Here is a 16,159-nt window from a genome sequence, read left to right on the forward strand (position 1 = left end):
TCATGACGACCTGGTTACTGCTGGCTGTGGTCGCGGTGGTCCCTGCCAGCCTCGGTTTCGCGAAGGTCCATGCCCCGCGCGTGTACTGGTCGCTGGTGGGTCTGCCGCTGGCCTGGGGTCGGTTCATGCTGACCTTCCGGTCCACGATGGAGGTGTGTGGACTGACGGTGCAGCCTTCGGGCCTGCGGGCGTTCATGACGCGCAATCTGGGTCGCCGGGAGGTTCGGCCGCAGCCTCCGAAGGTCCGCCGGGTGCGGCCCACCTCCACCGGGTTGCGGGTCTCCCTGCGGCTTCCCGCCGGCCTGGAACCGGCAGATGTCGCGGCGGCCTCGGAACGGTTGCGGCACGCCTGGGGGGTGCGTTCGGTGATCGTGCGGGAAACCCGACCGGGCGTCGTCGAACTGCGGATGACCGGCTATGACGTGCTGGCCACGGTCCGCATGCCCCGACGCGGAAGGGTTGATGGGCCGATGGTTGTGCCCGTCGCTCTGCGCGAGGACGGCTCCGTTTTCGCTCGCGAGTATCGCAAGGTGCCGCACGCTTTGACCTTGGGTGCCAATCAGTCGGGCAAGTCGGTGTATCAGCGCAATCTGGTGGCCGGCCTGGCGAAGCTGCCAGTGGGGTTGGTCGGTATCGACTGTAAGCGCGGGGTGGAACAGAGCGCGTACGCGCCCCGTCTGTCGGCCTTGGCGACTACCCCGGCGGAAGCTGCTTCCCTGCTCGATGCACTGGTCACGGAGATGGAAGACCGCTTCGACCTGCTGAACCTGCACGGTGTCTCGGAGCTGTGGGATCTGCCCGAAGCGTCCCGGCCGATGCCGCTGGTGGTGCTGGTGGATGAGGTGGCGGAACTGTTCCTGGTGGCCGCGAAGAGGGATGAGGAACGCCGGGACCGCATGGTCATGCAGATGGTCCGCCTTGCGCAGATGGCCCGCGCCATCGGCATCTATCTGGAGATCTGCGGGCAGCGCTTCGGCTCCGATCTGGGCAGGGGTGCCACCACGTTGCGTGCTCAGCTCACGGGCCGTGTGGTGCACCGGGTCAACGACAAGCAGACCGGTGACATGGGTTTGGGGGACATTGCTCCCGAAGCGGTCCAGGCGGTGACGGCGATCCCCCCGGATCGCCCTGGGGTGGCGGTGGCCGGCGATGCTTCCGGCGGCTGGTCCCGCATCCGCACCCCCGCCATGTCTCCCGCTGAAGCGGCTGCGATCTGCCGCGAGTTTGCCCACCTGACCCCGGATCTGGCTTTCCTGGCCCCGTTCCGGCCGCAGGTCCGCACCGCGTCGACGGTGGCCCCGGCCTCGCCGCTGGTGGCTCCGCGCCCCGTCACCGAGTAACACCCCTTTCCCATCCCGGCCGGCGTGACCGTCTTCGCGCCGCGTCCCTACCCCGCCCTTGTCAAAAAGCCGGAGGGAGATCCGCTCATGGCCGCACGCAAGCCCGCCGCCAAGCCCCGGGCGAAGAAGTGCCCGGAGTGCAAGGGGAAAGGCGAGATCGCCGAAACCGTCCGTGTCGGCGCCCGCAAGGGCCGCGCTACCGCTGATCAGCAGGCCGCTTTGTGTACGGCGTGCTGGGGCTCGGGCGAAGCACTTCAGAACTGAACACCCACCGCCAACAACAAGGAAAGGGGCCCGTGATGGCTCTGTTCGCAAAGTCGCCGCGTACCGCTGAGTCCACCCCCGAGGGCGAGTGCCCACAGTGCTGGCGCCACGCCTACGACCGGAACGCGCACCAGGGGCTCGGCCCGCGCGAGGACTGCCCGCAGTGCGTGGACCACATGATCAACGGCTGCCCCGGCGTCAACCGCCGCTGAACCCGCCCGGGGCCGGGCGGCCGGACACGACTCCCCGCCTCGCCCCCGGCCCAACATCGCAAAGGAGGTGAAGACATGTCCCGCTCGATCCGCCTGGACGCCGTACTCGTGCAAGCCGTGATCGCCGGTGCGCTGTCCTTCGCCCACCTGCACGACTTGGCCGCCGCTGCCGGACAGGACGGCTGGAAAGCCTGGGCCTACCCGATCTCGGTCGACCTGCTGCTGGTCGCCGCCTGGCGCAGGCTGCGCAGTGGTGGAGCGTCCGGGCTGGCCTGGTGCTGGTTCCTGGTCGCTCTGGTCGCCTCGCTCGGTGCCAACGTCGCCACCGCTGGCTTCCTCGACATGCAACACCCCCCGGCCTGGCTGCGATTCGGTGTCGCCGGCTGGCCCGCGCTGGCCTTCCTCGGTGGCACGCTCCTGGCCCACACGCCCACACCTGCCGGGGAACGCACCCCGGCCCCGCCGGCGCCCGCCCCTCCGGCCACCGTGCCCGAAGCGTCCGCCCCTGATCCGATCCCGGAGCGCGAGGAAATCGCCGCGCCCGCCCCGGAGCCGGCCTCGGCACCGGCACTTGTCGAAACCGCGTCGCCCGGGGTTCCGCCGGCGCTGGTGGAGCACGCCCGGAAGGTCGCCACCGAGCACCACGCACGGACCGGAGCGGCCATCGACGCGGCCACCCTGCGCACGCGGCTCGGAGTCCCCGAAGCACTCGCCACGACGCTCGCCGCCCAACTCATCTGACCCGAAAGGAGATCCACCATGGCCCGCCCGAACCGTTTTTTCGACGTGATCCGCATCGGACCCGTCCAGGTCGCCAGTTACAACGACGGACGCGGACGCACCAAGCACACGGCCGCCTGCATGGCTCCGAACTGCGGCTTCTCCACCGATCACCACGGGCGTGCGGCTGCCGAACTCGCCGCCAAAACCCATCGCTGCACGGCCTGACGAGGAGCGTCCTCCCATGCAACTGCCTGATGAGCAGTTCCGCGCCGGACACATCCCCACCGAGCTGTATCGGCAGATCCCGCCCGACGCCGACAAGGCCAAGGTCGTGATCGTGCAGGAAGCCCCTCGCTCCTACAAGGGCCCGATCCTGCTGACCCTGGCCATCACCGCCGGGACCGTGGTCGTCCTGCTGGTGATCGCCTTTGTCGTCCAGATCATCGCCGCATCGATCATCGCGGTTCTCTCGGCGAGCTGCGGACTCAGCTACACGTTCAGCCGCGCCAAGCGGGGCCGCTCTTCCGGCCGTGCGGTCAAGGGACGCACCCGCTCCCCGCGCAAGCGGCCCACGCGCTCCCGACCTGTCCGGTCACGGAGCCGCTACCGCAAGTACTAGGGCCCTCCGGGGCGGCCTCAACCGCCAAGTTTCCGCCGCCCCGGACGGCTTCAACCCCATTCCGATCTTTCGACCCGAAAGGGATGCCCTCATGATGCCCCACCACGCCGCCAACCGGCCCATCTGCTCGAACTGCGACGGCTTCCCGGTCGTGGCGATCACCACCGGAGACCGCCATCACGACGGCTCCCGCGTGATCGTCCGTGCCACCTGCCGCACCTGCAACGGCACCGGGCACATCGCCCCGGCCGCCGCGCTCGTCCGGACCGGGCGGTGACCGCCGTGATGCGGGTACTGGATCTGTTCTCCTGCTCCGGGGGCGCCGGGTGGGGGTACCACCTCGCCGGCTTCCAGGTCGACGGCTGCGACATCGCCGACCGCCCCCGCTACCCCTTCCCGTGCCACCGGGGCAACGCCCTCGAATACCTCGCCCACCTGATCACCACCGGCGAGATCAACCGCTACACGCTCGTTCACGCCTCCCCGCCCTGCCAAGCCGGCTGCGCCCTGACCGTCGGCACGAACGCCTCGCAGGGCTGGGGCGGAACTCATGAAGACCTCGTGGTTGCCACCCGTGACCTGCTGGACGCGACCGGTCTGCCGTACGTGTTGGAACAGCCCAACGGCAAGGCGAAGATCCGCAAAGACGTGTCCCTGTGCGGGGAGGCGTTCGGGCTCGGCGTGCTGCGACACCGCAACTTCGAGCTCGGCCGCTGGTCGACGCCTTCGCCGGCCCACCCCAAGCACCGTGGCTACGTGCGCGGCTATCGCCACGGTGTCCGCCGCGAAGGCCCCTATGTCGCCGCATACGGCAACGGAGGCGGCAAGGCGACGGTCCCCGAGATGCAAGCAGCCATGGGCATCACCTGGACCGACGTCCGAGAAGAACTGACGGAGGCCATCCCCCCGGCCTACACACAGTGGCTCGGCACCGCCTTCCTGACTGCACGTCAGGAGGTGCTGGTGTGAGCGACACCGCCACCATGGCGGGCCTGGACCCGGCCACCCTCACCGACATTCTGCGGGTGGCCGGGGCCCCCGGCTTCGACCGCCTCCAGGACCAGATCCGCCGTACCGGCGGCTGCTCCGACCCGATCCACCTCCAGGGCGCGACCGTCACCCGCGACCGGGCCACCGGCCAGGCACTGTTCTCCTACTCCACCGAGAACGAGCCCGGGGGCCGGCTGCGGATCGCGTGCGGCAACCGCCGTGCCTCGCGCTGCCCCTCCTGCGCCTGGACGTACGCCGGTGACACCTACCACCTGATCCGCGCCGGCCTCACCGGTGACCCGGACAAGGGCACCCCGCCCACCGTGCGCGATCACCCCCGGGTCTTTGCCACCCTCACCGCCCCGTCCTTCGGCCCCGTCCACAACCACCCCGGCAACCGACCCTGCCGCTGCGGCACCCACCACGGCGAGGATGCCCCGGAGCTCGGTACCCCGCTCGACCCGAGCACGTACGACTACGCGGGCGCAGTCCTGTGGAACAACCACGCCTCGGACCTGTGGCGCTACTTCACGATCTACCTCCGCCGTGAGATCGCGCACCGGGCCGGACTCACGCAGAAAGCCGCCCGGGAACAGTCCCGGCTCTCCTTCGGCAAGGTCGCCGAATATCAGAAGCGCGGGGCCGTTCACTTCCACGCCGTGATCCGCTTCGACGGACCCGACGGGCCCGATTCCCCGCCGCCGGCCTGGGCCACCCTCGCCCTGCTCGACGACGCGATCCGGGCCGCCGCTACTCGTGTCGCGGTGGACGTTCCCCCGGCCGGGGACCAGCCGGCCCGCGTCCTGCGGTGGGGGACTCAGCTCGATGTCCAGCCCATCGCTGCTTTCGGCAACGGTGAAGACCTCACCGAACAGGCCGTGGCCTCCTACGTCGCGAAGTACGCCACCAAGGCCGCTGAGGCCACCGGCACCGTGGATCGTCGGATCGGCAACAAGGAAGCCCTCGTCCTGCTCGACGTGCCCGATCACCCCCGGCGGCTCATCGAGGCATGCCTTGATCTGCACGCGGACTACCCGGAAAGGAGGTTGCGGGAGTGGGCTCACATGCTCGGCTTCCGTGGCCACTTCAGCTCCAAGTCCCGCCGCTACTCCACCACCCTCGGGGCCCTGCGTCAGGTCCGCGCCGACTATCGAGCCGCCCAACAACGCGCCGCGCTCGGCCTGCCCGATCCCGACGAGCACGCCGAGAGCACCACGCTCACGCTCGCCCACTGGACCTACGCCGGCCACGGCCACACCCCCGGTGAGTCCTGGCTCGCCGCCAACATCCGCCGCGACATCGAACGAAACCGAGAGCTGACCCGTGATGAGATCGCAGGAGGTGCCTCGAATGCCACAGAGCAGTGAGCGTGGGCAACGGCGTGACACTGCCCGACCCAAAGTCATGTCCCGCGAGGAGTGGATGGAGAAACACCTTCGGCGTTCACCCGCTCGGGATGAAGAGTGGGTTCGCCGGGTGCGCTTGTTGCACGGTCGGCCGTAGAACTACCGCCAGACAGGCTCGATCAGACCGGGGTCGAAGATGCGCCGCCCTCGCCCTGCTGGGTGGATGATCACGGCTGACAGGCTCTGCAATACGATCTCTTGCTGGCGCTCGACGGGGAGATCGAAGAACTCGGTCAACGACAGGTCACCTGCTGCTTCTTGGGCCTCAGCCTGCTTCTGATCTTTGTAAAAGCGCGCCCGCTCCAACTTCAGTTCGTCGCGCTCCTTCTCCTTGCTGGGAAGGAGTTGCAGCAATGTGGAGACGGTGATCTGTTTCGTCCTCTCGGCTTCAAGGAGCTGGGTGATATCGGCCTGGACGGTTTGCAACTCGGCTTCTCTGGGCCACGGTCGCTCGCCTGGCGCCGCTCGTGTCGCGGCCTTCTCGCGTTGCTCCTCAAGTACGAGGTCCGCGATCAGCTTGTCTACGAGGCCCCCAGTGCGTCCGACCTTGCCGCATCCGCCGTTGACCACGGAACACCGATACGAGAACTTCGCCGCCTTTGATCCAGGCTTCCAGCGGGGGTTCGCCTGTCCTCGGATCTTGGTCTTGCACAAGCCGCATCGCGCGATGCCGGAGAGCAGATACTTGCGGGCCAGTGATCGCCCCGGTCGCTGTTGTTTCCGCTCGGCAACGGCCGCACACACGGCTTCCCAGTCGGCGACGGTGTTGATCGGCTCCCATTCGCCCTTGATCGGCTCTCCGTCTTCTCCGGTCAGGATTTCGCCGTGGTAGGTCCGGTAGCCGACGAGCCGGGGGTTGGTCAGGATGTGCTCGACGTGGTGGTGCGCCATCCGCTTCGTGCCGGCGCGTGGGTTGCCCAAACCTTGTTCCTGCCACCTCGTACGGATGGTGCCGATCCGGACTCCAGCCAGGATCTCCTGTTGGGCTTCTCGGATCGCCTGCGCCGCGTCGGGGTCTACCTTCGTCCGGTCGTCCTTGCGCCACCCGTACGGTGCCGGGCCGCCGCTGTCCTTGCCCTGCTGGGCTAGCTCCAGGTGCTTGCGCTTGAGGCGCCGAGAGGTGTCATGCGATGACTTGTTGGCGAACGCGACCATGATGCGGGCCATCGTCCGACCGTCCGGCGTGGCAAGGTTCACGTCGTTGGTGACCGTCGCGAACTCTGCCTTCGGGCGCTCGTCGTAGATCTCGATGAGACGTTCCAGGTCGCGCGGCTGCCGGGCCAACCGGTCCAGGTCATAGGCGACGATGCCGTCCAGGAGCCCTGCGCGAAGGTCCTTCAGTAGAAGCTCGAACTCGTCGCGTACGACGTTCCGCTTGAACGCTGAAACGTCGTTGTCTTCGTAGATCTTTACGGCCTGCCAGGAACGAAGATCGGCTAGGCGCTCGCAGTCTTGCCGCTGCCGGCCCACGCCCAAGGCGTCGCCCTCGTCATCCCGAGAGATTCGAGTGTAGATCCCCACCTTGCGCGCCACGATGACCGTGCCTCCCCTGTGGTCCACAGCACAGCAAGGCTACTACCGTCATTCAAGCAAGTCAGCCTGGAGCGTCGAGCCGCCCGTCGTGAAGCGGGCGGGGCAGGTTCTCGACGCGTGAGAGGGTTGTACGTACGCGGAAGGGCCCGGCGGATCTGGAATCCGCCGGGCCCTTCCGCGCACGCGACCTCGTACTAGAACGTGCCCAGCTTGATGATCGACAGGATCGCCAGCAGCTGGATCGTCGACGCCCCGAGCGCCTTCGGCCACGGCAGGTCGTGGGACTTGGCGACCATCGTCGTCAGCAGGGCGCCCGCCGCGATCCACGTCGCCCAGCCCAGCAGCTGGACGAAGGGCTGGCCGCCGCCGAGGAACATCGCCACGATCACGCGCGGCGCGTCCGTCAGCGACATGATCAGCATCGAGAGGCCGACCGTCGGCTGCCACGCGCCGGCGCCGCCGAGCTGGCGGGCGAGCGTGTGCGTGACCACGCCGAGGATGAAGGCGCTGATGGTGATCGCGACGCCGGTGGTCAGGACGTACGGGATCGCCGACGAGAGCGTGGCGTTGATCGCGTCCTCGCGCGCGTCGTCGAAACCGAAGAGTGCGAGCGCGCCGTAGAGGAACGTGACGACGAGGGCGGGGCCCCACATCGCGTAGTCCCGCATCTGCAGGAAGGTCGGGCCGGGGCGCAGCACGATGCCGCGCAGCAGGTCCTTCCAGTGCAGGCGGGGGCCGACGGGCGGGGCCGTCGTCTGGCCCGCGCGGTAGGTGTCGCCCTGGGTGTAGGGGTCCTCGCCGATGGAGAAGGCCTGGGTGTGCCCGGGGTTGTTGGCCGCGTACGGGTCGTAGCCGCCCTGGGGGCCGTGGCCCTGGCCGTGGTCGTCGGGGCCGCCGAAGTACTCCGGCTCGCCGTGGTTGCCCGAGGGCTGCGGCCACTGCTGGCCGCCACTACCGCCGCCGTACTGGGGGCCGCCGCGCGGGGCGCCTCCGCCGTACTGCGGGGCGCCTCCGCCGTACTGCGGTCCGCCTCCGCCGTACTGCTGCGGGTTCGACGGCGCGGGTGGGTAGCCGTACGGCTGCTGCCGGCCCTGGGGGGCCTGCTGTCCGTACGGCTGCTGCCGCGGTTGTTGTTGCGGTCGCGGGGCGCGGTTGTCCCGGCCGCGTCCGATCCTGAATCCAGCCACGAATCGAACGTACCTGGTCTCAAGGGGCGGGGGCGTCCCTCCTCCGGAGGAGAAGGGCTTTGCGGCCGACCTGTGACAACCCCTAAGGGGATCCCCGAGGGGATCCCCTTAGGGGCAGGCAGGCAGGCAGGCCGTCGCCGTCAGCGCCCGAGCACCGCCCCGTACGCCACCGGGTCCGAAGACGCGGGCAGGTCGATCGAGTTCGGCGTGATCACTGGGCCGCCCGGCGCGGCCGAGGGCAGCTCCCAGACGCCGCCGGACGAGGCGTTCTCGCCGGGCGCGGCGGCCGAGACGTCCGGGCGGCCGTCGCCGTTGTGGTCGGCGGCCAGGAGGTTCGCGCCGAAGGCGTCACCCGTCTCCGCGGTGCCGGGGACGCCCGGGGTGTTCTGCTGGTACGCGACCGCGCCCGCGGCCGAGCCGTCCGCGTTCAGGATGCCGTTCGCGCCGCCCTTGAGGACGGTGAGGTCGCCCGCGCGGGCGGCGCTGCCGATGGCCTCGCCGGGGGCACCCGCGATCAGGTCGTCCCTGCCGTCGCCGTCGATGTCCGCCACGGCGAGCGCGTTGCCGAAGTCGTCACCCTTTTCGGCGACCCCCGGAACACCCGGGGTGTCCTGGTTGAGGGTCTGGCCCTCCCAGACGAGGCCGCTGCCGTCCCCGTAGTGGATGTGGATGCCGCCGCCCTTGGCGGTCTCCTCGGGGCCGCAGGGGTCGTCGATGTTCTCGTCGGCGATCTCGCGGCAGTTGCCGAGGGCGAGGTCGTCGTGGCCGTCGCCGTTGAAGTCGCCGGCGGCCAGCGCGTTGGCGGCGCTGTTGTCGCTGGACCAGGTCAGACCGAAGTCGCCCTCGAACTCGTCGTTCCGGTCGTAGCGGAAGAGCTGGACGTGGGACTGCGTGTAGGGCTGGTTCTGCGTGTAGAAGGCGACGGCGAGCTCGGGGTGGCCGTCGGAGTCGAAGTCGCCGGTCGTCATGACGGGGGCGCGGCCGCCCATGCGGCTGCCCATGAGGGGGCGGGTGTCGGCGGAGAGCGGGTTGAAGTTGGCGACGACCTTGTCCGTGCCGCCGATCGCCAGGTCGACGTCGGTGTCGCCGGTGAAGTCGGCGGCGGTCAGGGCGTTCCCGTACGCGTCGCCGGTCTTCTCGCCGCGGGCGGCCGTGTTGGCGAGGGCGAAACCGTCGCCGGTGCCGTAGAGGACGGTGACGGAGCCCGCGTCCTTCTTGCCGTCGATGTCCTCGCCGGGGGCGCCGATGACGAGGTCGGCGTACTTGTCGTCGTCGATGTACGCGGTGGTGAGCGCGGCCCCGAACCGGTCGCCGGCCTCCGGGGTGCCGGGCACCTCGACGGTGGCCTGCGTGATGCGCCGCACGTCGTGCGGGTTGGGGCCGCCCGCGCTGCCGAAGACGACGCTCACGGCGCCGGCCCTGGCCTTGCCGTCGACGGTGCCGGCGGGCACGCCGACGGCGAGGTCGGAGTATCCGTCGCCGTTGAAGTCGCTCTTCACCTGGGCCGCGGGCGACGGTTCGGCGGCGGCCGCGGTGCCGGCGGTGAGGGGGAGGGCGAGGCCGGTGGCGGCGAGGGCGGTAGCGGCGGCGAGGGCGAGCGGACGTGGTCGCACGGGAGGCTCCGACTTTTGGGTGTGGGACGGGTGGATGGGCGGATGGGCGGTCGTACGGTCGCGTGTACGCGTACGGGGACGCGTAGACGTACGCGTACACGTACGGGGACGGGGCGCGGGCGTGCCGGGCTTCATCTGTGTGACATGCAGGGCGGGGCGAGGGTTGTGCGGCACTTCTCGCGAGCGCGAGCGCGAACGCGCACGCGAGCGTGAGCGCGCACGCGAACGCGCACTCGAACGCGAACCGGCCCGCGCCCAGGGGCCTTGCCGGCCACCGGGCCACGGCGCGTCAGTCGGCGAAATTGGCGCCGAGACGGGGCGCAAGGGCTATACGGGGGTGGTGGGGGTGGTGGGAGGGGCGCGCCGTGTGGGGGCGGCGCGCCCCGATGGGTCACCGGCTCAGGACCAGCCCGTACTCACGCGCCCCCGCGAGGCCGAGCTTGCCCGGGGTCACCGACGTGACCGGCGGGTTCGGGCCGTCCTTCGGGGTCTGCGCGTACCAGACGCCGCCCTTCGACGCGTCCTCGCCGGGCGCGCCCACCGCGACGTCCGGGTAGCCGTCGCCGTTGTAGTCGCCGGCCGCGACGGAACGGCCGAAGCGGTCGTCCGCCTCCGCCGTGCCCGCGACGCCCGCGGAGTTCTGGCTCACGGCGGGGCCGGCCAGCGGCTTGCCGGTGCCGGTGGAGGCGAGGACCCAGTAGGTGCCGGCGTTCCGCGCCGTGCCGACGGCCTCCGTGTCGGCGCCGACGATCAGCTCGTCGATGCCGTCCCGGTCGAGGTTGCCGACCGCGAGGTGCGCGCCGAAGCCGTCGCCATTCTCGGCGGTGCCGCCGACCTCGGGCGAGTCCTGGGTGGTGCAGGAGGAGCCGCCGTCGCCCAGGGCGCCGCCCTGCTTGCCGTAGACGGTGAGGATGGCGCCGCCGAGGCGGTCCGTGCAGCCGGTCTCCTCGGACTCGGGGTTGGGCTGGACGTCGCCGAGGGCGAGGTCGGTGCTGCCGTCGCCGTCGAAGTCGCCGGTGGCCAGGCCGGACCGGGTGCTGTCCGCCGTCTGCCACGTCGTCTTCCACGTCCCGGAGGCCTTGCTCAGGACATCCGTACCGCTGATCTCCATGCCCTTGAACGACACCGCGAGGTCGTCGCCGCCGTCGCCGTCGAAGTCACCCGCGGCGAGCACGGAGGGCCCGGCGAAGTGCCAGCTCTCGACGGTCGAGACGGTGGACGGGGAGCCCGCGGTGAACGGTCCGGGGCGCACGACGACGGAACTGGACTCGTCGAAGTGGGAGTTGAGGGCGATGTCCTGGTGGCCGTCCTTGTCGAAGTCGCCGGTGGCGAGCAGCGCGCCGTAAGAAGCGTCGCCGTACCCGCCGTTGGCCGCGGTGAAGCCGCCCTTGAAGCCGGTGGCGGAGCCCCAGACGACGGCGACGGTGCCGGTGCTCAGGCCCTCGGCCGTGTCCTCGTCGGGCGCGCCGACGACCAGGTCGCTGTAGCCGTCGCCGTTCATGTCGGCGGATTCCACGGTGTGGCCGAACCCGTCGCCCGCCTCCACGGTGCCGGGCACGCCGGCCGTGGCCTGGCTGACGGTGGTCGAGCCGTGCTGCCCGAGGCCTCCGGATCCGCCCCAGACGACGTTGACGTAACCGGCCTTGGCCTTGCCGTCGACGGTCGCGCCCGGCACGCCGACCGCGAGGTCCACGTAGCCGTCGCCGTTGTAGTCGGCGCGGATCTTCGAGGGTGCCGCGGGAGCGGCGGGGGTGGCCGCGGCGGCGGCGCCCGCGCCGGGGCCGGTGACGCCGAGGGCGGTGGCAGCGCAGAGCGCGCCCGCCACGAGCAGCTTGTTGCGCGTGCTGTGCGGCGTGTTCCGCTGTGTGTTCTTCCGCGTGTACGTGGACATGGTGAGGTCTCCAACCGGAGGGGTGAACAGATGAATCGAGGCCGAGGCCGAAGCCGAAGCCGAGGCCAAAGTCGAAGTTGAAGTCGAAGTTGAAGTCGAAGAGGGAGAAGCGAAGTCAGGAGCCGGGGCGCCGGGTCAGCGCAGTACGTCGCCGAAGCCCGCGCCCGCGCCGCCGACCCCGAAGTCCGTGCCGTTGAAGGAGGCCGCGTGGGAGGCGGTGAGGCCGGTCGCGGTGCCGCGCAGGACCCATACGGCGCCGACGTCCGGCGTCGTGCCGATGTCCTCGCCGGCCGCGCCGGTGGCCAGGTCCGCCCTGCCGTTCCGGTTGATGTCCTTCAGGCGGACGGACGTGCCGAAGTGGTCGTCCTGCTCGGCGACGCCGGGGACGCCGGTGGTCTCCTGGTGCCAGGCGCGGCCCGAAGTGAACCTGCCGCCCCGGGAGTCGAGCACCGTCACGCTGCCCGCGCCCGGCACCGCACCGACGGTCTCACCGGGTGCGCCGACGGCGAGGTCCGCGAGCCCGTCGCCGGTCACGTCGCCCGCGGAGACGGCCGCGCCGAAGCCGTCGCCCGCCTCGGCGGCGCCGGGGACGCCCGCGCTGTCCTGGTCGTACGTCACCGGGGCGCCGAACTTGCCGTCGCCGCCGAGCCGCACGGTGATCGAGCCGCCCCTGGAGCCCGCCGTGTCGCGGGAGTTGCCGGTGATCAGGTCGGCGTAGCCGTCGCCGTTGACGTCGCCGGCGGTCGCCGCGTCGCGTGTCGCCGTGGCGGGGGCGTCCGCGCCGATGACCTCGGCCAGGTAGCCGTAGTCGCCGACGCCGCCGTTCATGTGCGCGGTGTAGACACTGCCGTCCGCGCGCTCGCCGTACAGGACGAAGCCGACGCCGTCCTTGTACGTGAAGTTGCCGGAGATCATGCCGTCGAGCCGGACGTCCTCGGGCAGGAAGTCGACCTCGAGGCCGTGGGCGCGGCCGTCCTCGCCCGCGCCGGAGTAGTACCACCAGTTGTCGCCGCTGACCACGGCGAGCTGGGGCGACCCGTCGTGGTCCAGGTCGGTCCAGACGGTGGCCTCGCCGAAGCGGCCGCGGGTGTCGGCGGGCGCGTGCAGGGCCCGGCCGCCGGAGGTGAAGCCGTTCCTGCCGCCCTCGATGACGGTGACGGAACCGGACGGCTTGCCGTCCACCTGCTCGCCCGGGGCGCCGACGACGAGGTCGGCGTAGCCGTCGCCGTTCACGTCGCCGCTGGTCACGTTCTCGCCGAACTCGTCGCCCGGCTCGCTGACCCCGGGTACGCCCGCGGTGTCCTGGGTGACGGTGACAGCGCGGCCCTTCGAGACGCCGTCGGCCGAACCGAACGTCACGGTCACGGAGTTGGAGCGGGGCGAGCCGATCGCGAGGTCGCGGTAGCCGTCCCCGTTGTAGTCGTCCTTCAGGGCGGAGGCCGCGCTCGCAGGACCGGCCAGGGGCAGCGTCAGCCCCGTGGCCGCGAGGGCCGCGACGGTGGCGGTGACGGCCAGGTTTCTTGCGCGCACGGTGACTCCTGGGAGGGGTGGGGCAGGGCGTCCGCGGGCTCTGGGTGAGCCGTTGGGGGAGAGGCGTGAGCCTTTGGGGAGGGCTTGGCTTCCGGGGGTGTGACGCGTGGGGCGTACGAAGGGTTGTGCCACCGCCCCTCAGGGACGGCCGAGTCCGTTGCCCCGGACCGTCCACGTCATCGGCGGCCCCGTCGCGCGGACCCTCGCGGGTGGCCATGGCGCCGAGGCCGGGCGGCACGGCGGCGGCCGTCAGCCGTCGCCCAGGGCCAGGAACTCCTCGGTGGAGAAGGTCAGTCGGGGCTCGCGCGCGACGAGGTCGCCCTTGAGGCCCGGGTAGACGCCGACGGTGTCCGCGCTGTCCCCCCGGTACGTGCGCAGCACCAGGTCGGCCCGCTTGTCGCCGTCGAAGTCCGCGACCTGCAGCACCTGCGTGGTGCCCTTCGCGGACGGCGTCACGGTCGCCGTCGCGTTGGCGGCGAACCCCGCCGTACGTCCCCGCAGGACCCGCACCTCGCCCGCGCCGCCGCCGTTCCCGCCGGGCCCACCGCTCAGGACCAGCTCGCTGAGCCCGTCCCCGTCCAGGTCGCCCGCGTCGAGCGCCACGCCCCGGGCCTCCAGGGAGCCGCGCAGGGTGCCCGGCACCTCGTAACGCAGCGCCACCCCCTTCGGCGAGGCGACGGCCGCGTCCATGCCCCTGCCCCTGCCGAAACGGCCGAAGGCGATGTCCTGGCCCGCCGGGAAGAGGACGCCCGTCTCGCGGGGTCCGCGCGGGCCGCCGAGGACGAGGGCGCCGACGGAGGCGCCGGACGCGTTCGCGGCCTTGCGGACGAGGACGTCGTCGTAACCGTCGCCGTCCACGTCCGTGGCGCGGCCCGGCACGAGGTTGTTGCCGGGCCCCGGCACCGGCTTGCCCGCGGCGCGCGGGGCGCCGGTCCGCTCGAACGGGCCGCGCAGGAAGGAGAGTCGGGCCCCGCTCGCGTGCAGCACGAGATCGCTCGCGCCGTCCCCGTCGAAGTCCCCGCAGACCGGCTGGTCGGGCCAGTCGTTGCCGAAACGTGCCTGCGCGGGGACGCGCAGCTTCACGGCCTTGCCGGTCAGCCCCTTGGGCGAGCCGAAGAGGATCTGCAGCGGTACGGGAGGCCGGCCCTGCCCGTCGTACGGCGGGTCGGTAGAGACCAGCAGATCGGTGAAGCCGTCCCCGTCCAGGTCGCAGGAGGCCTCGGATTCGAAGGCGGCGGGCAACTCGCCCTTCGTACGGGCGCCGTTGGCGTGCGCGCTCAGCAACTGCCGGGCGCCGGGGACCAGCCCGTCCGCGCTGCCGTAGACGATGCCGATGCCCGCGTCGTCGCCGTGGTCGCGGTGGACGAGGTCGTCGAGCACGAGGTCGCGGGCGCCGTCACCGTTGAAGTCGTCGTCGGCCTCGCTGCCCTTGCCGGGCGGCACGGGCCGCTGCGCGGGGCTCTTGCCGCGCCCCGCCATGCTGACGGGCCGCTCGCCGTCACCCTTTCCGCCGCCGCTGTCGTCGTCGCTGCCGCCGCAGCCCGCGATGAGCAGCGCACAGCTGACGGCGGCCGCCGCGCCCGCGACCGCGCGGCGCCGTATGCCGCGTCTCGCGCCCCGTATCCCGGCACTCCGCATGCCTCTCACCCACCCCGAACGCCTCGGCTCACAACAACCAGCCCATGATGCTCTCCTCACCCGCGCGGGATAAGGACGGCGGGGTCCCGTTTCCATCACACCGACGGGCCGGAGCGGGGGTATCGGCCGGTTTCAGTACGTCCGGACGTCCGGTGCGCCCGCACTGCTGCCGCCCCGGCAGAGGGGAACCGGGGCGGGGCGGAGGGGGAACCCTTGGCGCGGCGTTGTACGTGGTGACGCGGACCTCGGTGCCCGCCTGGGGGCGGGCGGGCGTGGGGCGGGGTCCTGTGCCGCGCGCCGCCCGGGGCCGCAGGTGGCCAGGGTGAACAGCGCGGAGACCAGCACCGGCAGCAGGGTCCGCGCCCAGGGCCGTATTCGCGCCGACGCCGAGGCCGACGCCGACGTCGGCTAGCGGTCACGGGCGCGGGGGCTCCTCGCTCGGTTCGGCTGGGGTCGTCCCGGTCTGTTCGTCCGGCTCGGGCTGCCCGGCCGGGCTCGGTGCCGGGCTCGTGGAGAGGATGTCGCGTGCCTGCTCCGCGGCCCGGACGATGCTCTCGGAGACGAAGTCGACGAAACGGGCGACGTTTTCGAGGCGCGCCGCGGCCGGGGTGTCGGGGCCGAGCACGCCGACGCCCTGGCGGGCCGTCTCGACCAGCTCGGCGTGGGCGCGGGCGCTGGCGATCATCGACTGGTACCAGACGTCGTTGTCCACGACATAGCGCTCGCGGCGGCGTTCGTCGCGCTCCCGCCGCAGGAGGCCCTGCGCGTCGAGGAACGCGACCGCCTTGGAGACGGACGCCGGGCTGATGCCGAGGTGCTGGACCAGTTCGGCGGCGGTGAGGCTGCCGGCGTCCGTGGTGAAGAGGGCGACCAGCACCCGGGCGGTCATCCTGGGCAGGCCCGACCGCATGAAGACGCCGGCCAGCGTCTCCTCGTACGCGCGCACCGCCTCGTCGTCGCGGCCGCCGGGCCGCCGGGCCGCCCGGTCCCCCCGGGGCGCGGTCTGCCTGCGCCGGTGAGCGCGGTGTTCCGTGGCGCGGTGGGCCAGGTCGGCGCGGTAGGCGCCGGGGCCGCCGTTGCGCATGACCTCGCGGGTGACGGTCGAGGTGGGGCGGTCGAGGCGCCGGGCGATCTCCGCGTACGCGAGGTCGTCGGCCAGGCCCAGCGCGATCTTCTGGCGTTCCTGCTGGGTGAGCCTGCCTCCCGGCATCGC

The 16,159-nt window shown here is 71.6% G+C and carries 16 protein-coding genes; 9 read left to right on the forward strand and 7 right to left on the reverse strand.

Annotated elements, in window-relative coordinates; all coding sequences use genetic code 11:
• Positions 1 to 2: 2 nt before the first annotated feature.
• From ACZ7DY_RS24055 to repSA, 9 genes are all read left to right on the forward strand, one after another.
• The gene (locus ACZ7DY_RS24055) at positions 3 to 1,340 is read left to right on the forward strand and encodes an FtsK/SpoIIIE domain-containing protein (RefSeq protein ID WP_471138261.1); all 1,338 of its coding nucleotides are present in this window, start codon (positions 3 to 5) and stop codon (positions 1,338 to 1,340) included.
• An 87-nt stretch (positions 1,341 to 1,427) separates the two neighbouring features.
• Complete coding sequence (locus tag ACZ7DY_RS24060; protein WP_471138263.1) at positions 1,428 to 1,604, forward strand: hypothetical protein; 177 nt, start codon at positions 1,428 to 1,430, stop codon at positions 1,602 to 1,604.
• Positions 1,605 to 1,639: 35 nt separating this feature from the next.
• Positions 1,640 to 1,816 (forward strand): pRL2-8, encoded by a 177-nt coding sequence (locus tag ACZ7DY_RS24065; RefSeq protein WP_471138264.1) that lies wholly within the window; start codon positions 1,640 to 1,642, stop codon positions 1,814 to 1,816.
• 75 nt (positions 1,817 to 1,891) lie between these two features.
• A complete protein-coding gene (locus ACZ7DY_RS24070; protein ID WP_471138265.1) occupies positions 1,892 to 2,557 on the forward strand; it encodes a DUF2637 domain-containing protein in 666 nt (221 codons plus the stop codon).
• 18 nt (positions 2,558 to 2,575) lie between these two features.
• Positions 2,576 to 2,764, forward strand: a complete 189-nt coding sequence (locus tag ACZ7DY_RS24075) for a mobile element transfer protein (RefSeq protein ID WP_471138267.1) — start codon at positions 2,576 to 2,578, stop codon at positions 2,762 to 2,764.
• A gap of 16 nt (positions 2,765 to 2,780) precedes the next feature.
• Complete coding sequence (locus ACZ7DY_RS24080) at positions 2,781 to 3,158, forward strand: hypothetical protein (RefSeq protein ID WP_471138269.1); 378 nt, start codon at positions 2,781 to 2,783, stop codon at positions 3,156 to 3,158.
• A 91-nt stretch (positions 3,159 to 3,249) separates the two neighbouring features.
• Positions 3,250 to 3,435 (forward strand): hypothetical protein, encoded by a 186-nt coding sequence (locus tag ACZ7DY_RS24085; protein WP_471138271.1) that lies wholly within the window; start codon positions 3,250 to 3,252, stop codon positions 3,433 to 3,435.
• Between the two features lie 8 nt (positions 3,436 to 3,443).
• Entirely contained in the window at positions 3,444 to 4,127 is a 684-nt protein-coding gene (locus tag ACZ7DY_RS24090) for a DNA methylase (protein WP_471138272.1), read from the forward strand.
• Positions 4,124 to 5,515 (forward strand): replication initiator protein RepSA, encoded by a 1,392-nt coding sequence (gene repSA / locus ACZ7DY_RS24095; RefSeq protein WP_471138274.1) that lies wholly within the window; start codon positions 4,124 to 4,126, stop codon positions 5,513 to 5,515. The genes ACZ7DY_RS24090 and repSA overlap by 4 nt, the downstream gene beginning before the upstream one ends.
• Before the next feature lie 138 nt (positions 5,516 to 5,653).
• Here the strand turns inward: repSA and ACZ7DY_RS24100 are convergent, their stop codons facing one another.
• The 7 genes from ACZ7DY_RS24100 to ACZ7DY_RS24130 all read right to left on the reverse strand — a co-directional run bounded on the left by ACZ7DY_RS24100 (position 5,654) and on the right by ACZ7DY_RS24130 (position 16,156).
• Positions 5,654 to 7,087: a recombinase family protein gene (locus ACZ7DY_RS24100; protein WP_471138275.1), complete on the reverse strand. Its 1,434-nt coding sequence runs from the start codon at positions 7,085 to 7,087 to the stop codon at positions 5,654 to 5,656.
• 194 nt (positions 7,088 to 7,281) lie between these two features.
• Positions 7,282 to 8,274, reverse strand: coding sequence for a Yip1 family protein (locus ACZ7DY_RS24105; protein WP_471138276.1), 993 nt, complete (start codon positions 8,272 to 8,274; stop codon positions 7,282 to 7,284).
• A 140-nt stretch (positions 8,275 to 8,414) separates the two neighbouring features.
• The gene (locus ACZ7DY_RS24110) at positions 8,415 to 9,887 is read right to left on the reverse strand and encodes an FG-GAP-like repeat-containing protein (RefSeq protein ID WP_471138277.1); all 1,473 of its coding nucleotides are present in this window, start codon (positions 9,885 to 9,887) and stop codon (positions 8,415 to 8,417) included.
• 391 nt (positions 9,888 to 10,278) lie between these two features.
• Positions 10,279 to 11,778, reverse strand: a complete 1,500-nt coding sequence (locus tag ACZ7DY_RS24115; RefSeq protein ID WP_471138279.1) for a VCBS repeat-containing protein — start codon at positions 11,776 to 11,778, stop codon at positions 10,279 to 10,281.
• A 135-nt stretch (positions 11,779 to 11,913) separates the two neighbouring features.
• Positions 11,914 to 13,308, reverse strand: coding sequence for an FG-GAP-like repeat-containing protein (locus tag ACZ7DY_RS24120; RefSeq protein ID WP_471138281.1), 1,395 nt, complete (start codon positions 13,306 to 13,308; stop codon positions 11,914 to 11,916).
• A 249-nt stretch (positions 13,309 to 13,557) separates the two neighbouring features.
• Positions 13,558 to 14,946 (reverse strand): FG-GAP repeat domain-containing protein, encoded by a 1,389-nt coding sequence (locus ACZ7DY_RS24125; protein WP_471138282.1) that lies wholly within the window; start codon positions 14,944 to 14,946, stop codon positions 13,558 to 13,560.
• A gap of 415 nt (positions 14,947 to 15,361) precedes the next feature.
• The gene (locus tag ACZ7DY_RS24130; RefSeq protein ID WP_471138284.1) at positions 15,362 to 16,156 is read right to left on the reverse strand and encodes a GbsR/MarR family transcriptional regulator; all 795 of its coding nucleotides are present in this window, start codon (positions 16,154 to 16,156) and stop codon (positions 15,362 to 15,364) included.
• Positions 16,157 to 16,159: the final 3 nt, after the last annotated feature.

The sequence above is a fragment of the Streptomyces sp. NPDC037013 genome (assembly GCF_055607265.1).

Bases quoted from the DNA above. Each gene is read 5' to 3' on its own strand.
- ACZ7DY_RS24055 (WP_471138261.1), top strand. From the start codon at position 3: ATGACGACCTGGTTACTGCTGGCTGTGGTCGCGGTGGTCCCTGCCAGC.
- ACZ7DY_RS24060 (WP_471138263.1), top strand. From the start codon at position 1,428: ATGGCCGCACGCAAGCCCGCCGCCAAGCCCCGGGCGAAGAAGTGCCCG.
- ACZ7DY_RS24065 (WP_471138264.1), top strand. From the start codon at position 1,640: ATGGCTCTGTTCGCAAAGTCGCCGCGTACCGCTGAGTCCACCCCCGAG.
- ACZ7DY_RS24070 (WP_471138265.1), top strand. From the start codon at position 1,892: ATGTCCCGCTCGATCCGCCTGGACGCCGTACTCGTGCAAGCCGTGATC.
- ACZ7DY_RS24075 (WP_471138267.1), top strand. From the start codon at position 2,576: ATGGCCCGCCCGAACCGTTTTTTCGACGTGATCCGCATCGGACCCGTC.
- ACZ7DY_RS24080 (WP_471138269.1), top strand. From the start codon at position 2,781: ATGCAACTGCCTGATGAGCAGTTCCGCGCCGGACACATCCCCACCGAG.
- ACZ7DY_RS24085 (WP_471138271.1), top strand. From the start codon at position 3,250: ATGATGCCCCACCACGCCGCCAACCGGCCCATCTGCTCGAACTGCGAC.
- ACZ7DY_RS24090 (WP_471138272.1), top strand. From the start codon at position 3,444: ATGCGGGTACTGGATCTGTTCTCCTGCTCCGGGGGCGCCGGGTGGGGG.
- ACZ7DY_RS24115 (WP_471138279.1), bottom strand. From the start codon at position 11,778: ATGTCCACGTACACGCGGAAGAACACACAGCGGAACACGCCGCACAGC.
- ACZ7DY_RS24125 (WP_471138282.1), bottom strand. From the start codon at position 14,946: ATGCGGAGTGCCGGGATACGGGGCGCGAGACGCGGCATACGGCGCCGC.
- ACZ7DY_RS24130 (WP_471138284.1), bottom strand. From the start codon at position 16,156: ATGCCGGGAGGCAGGCTCACCCAGCAGGAACGCCAGAAGATCGCGCTG.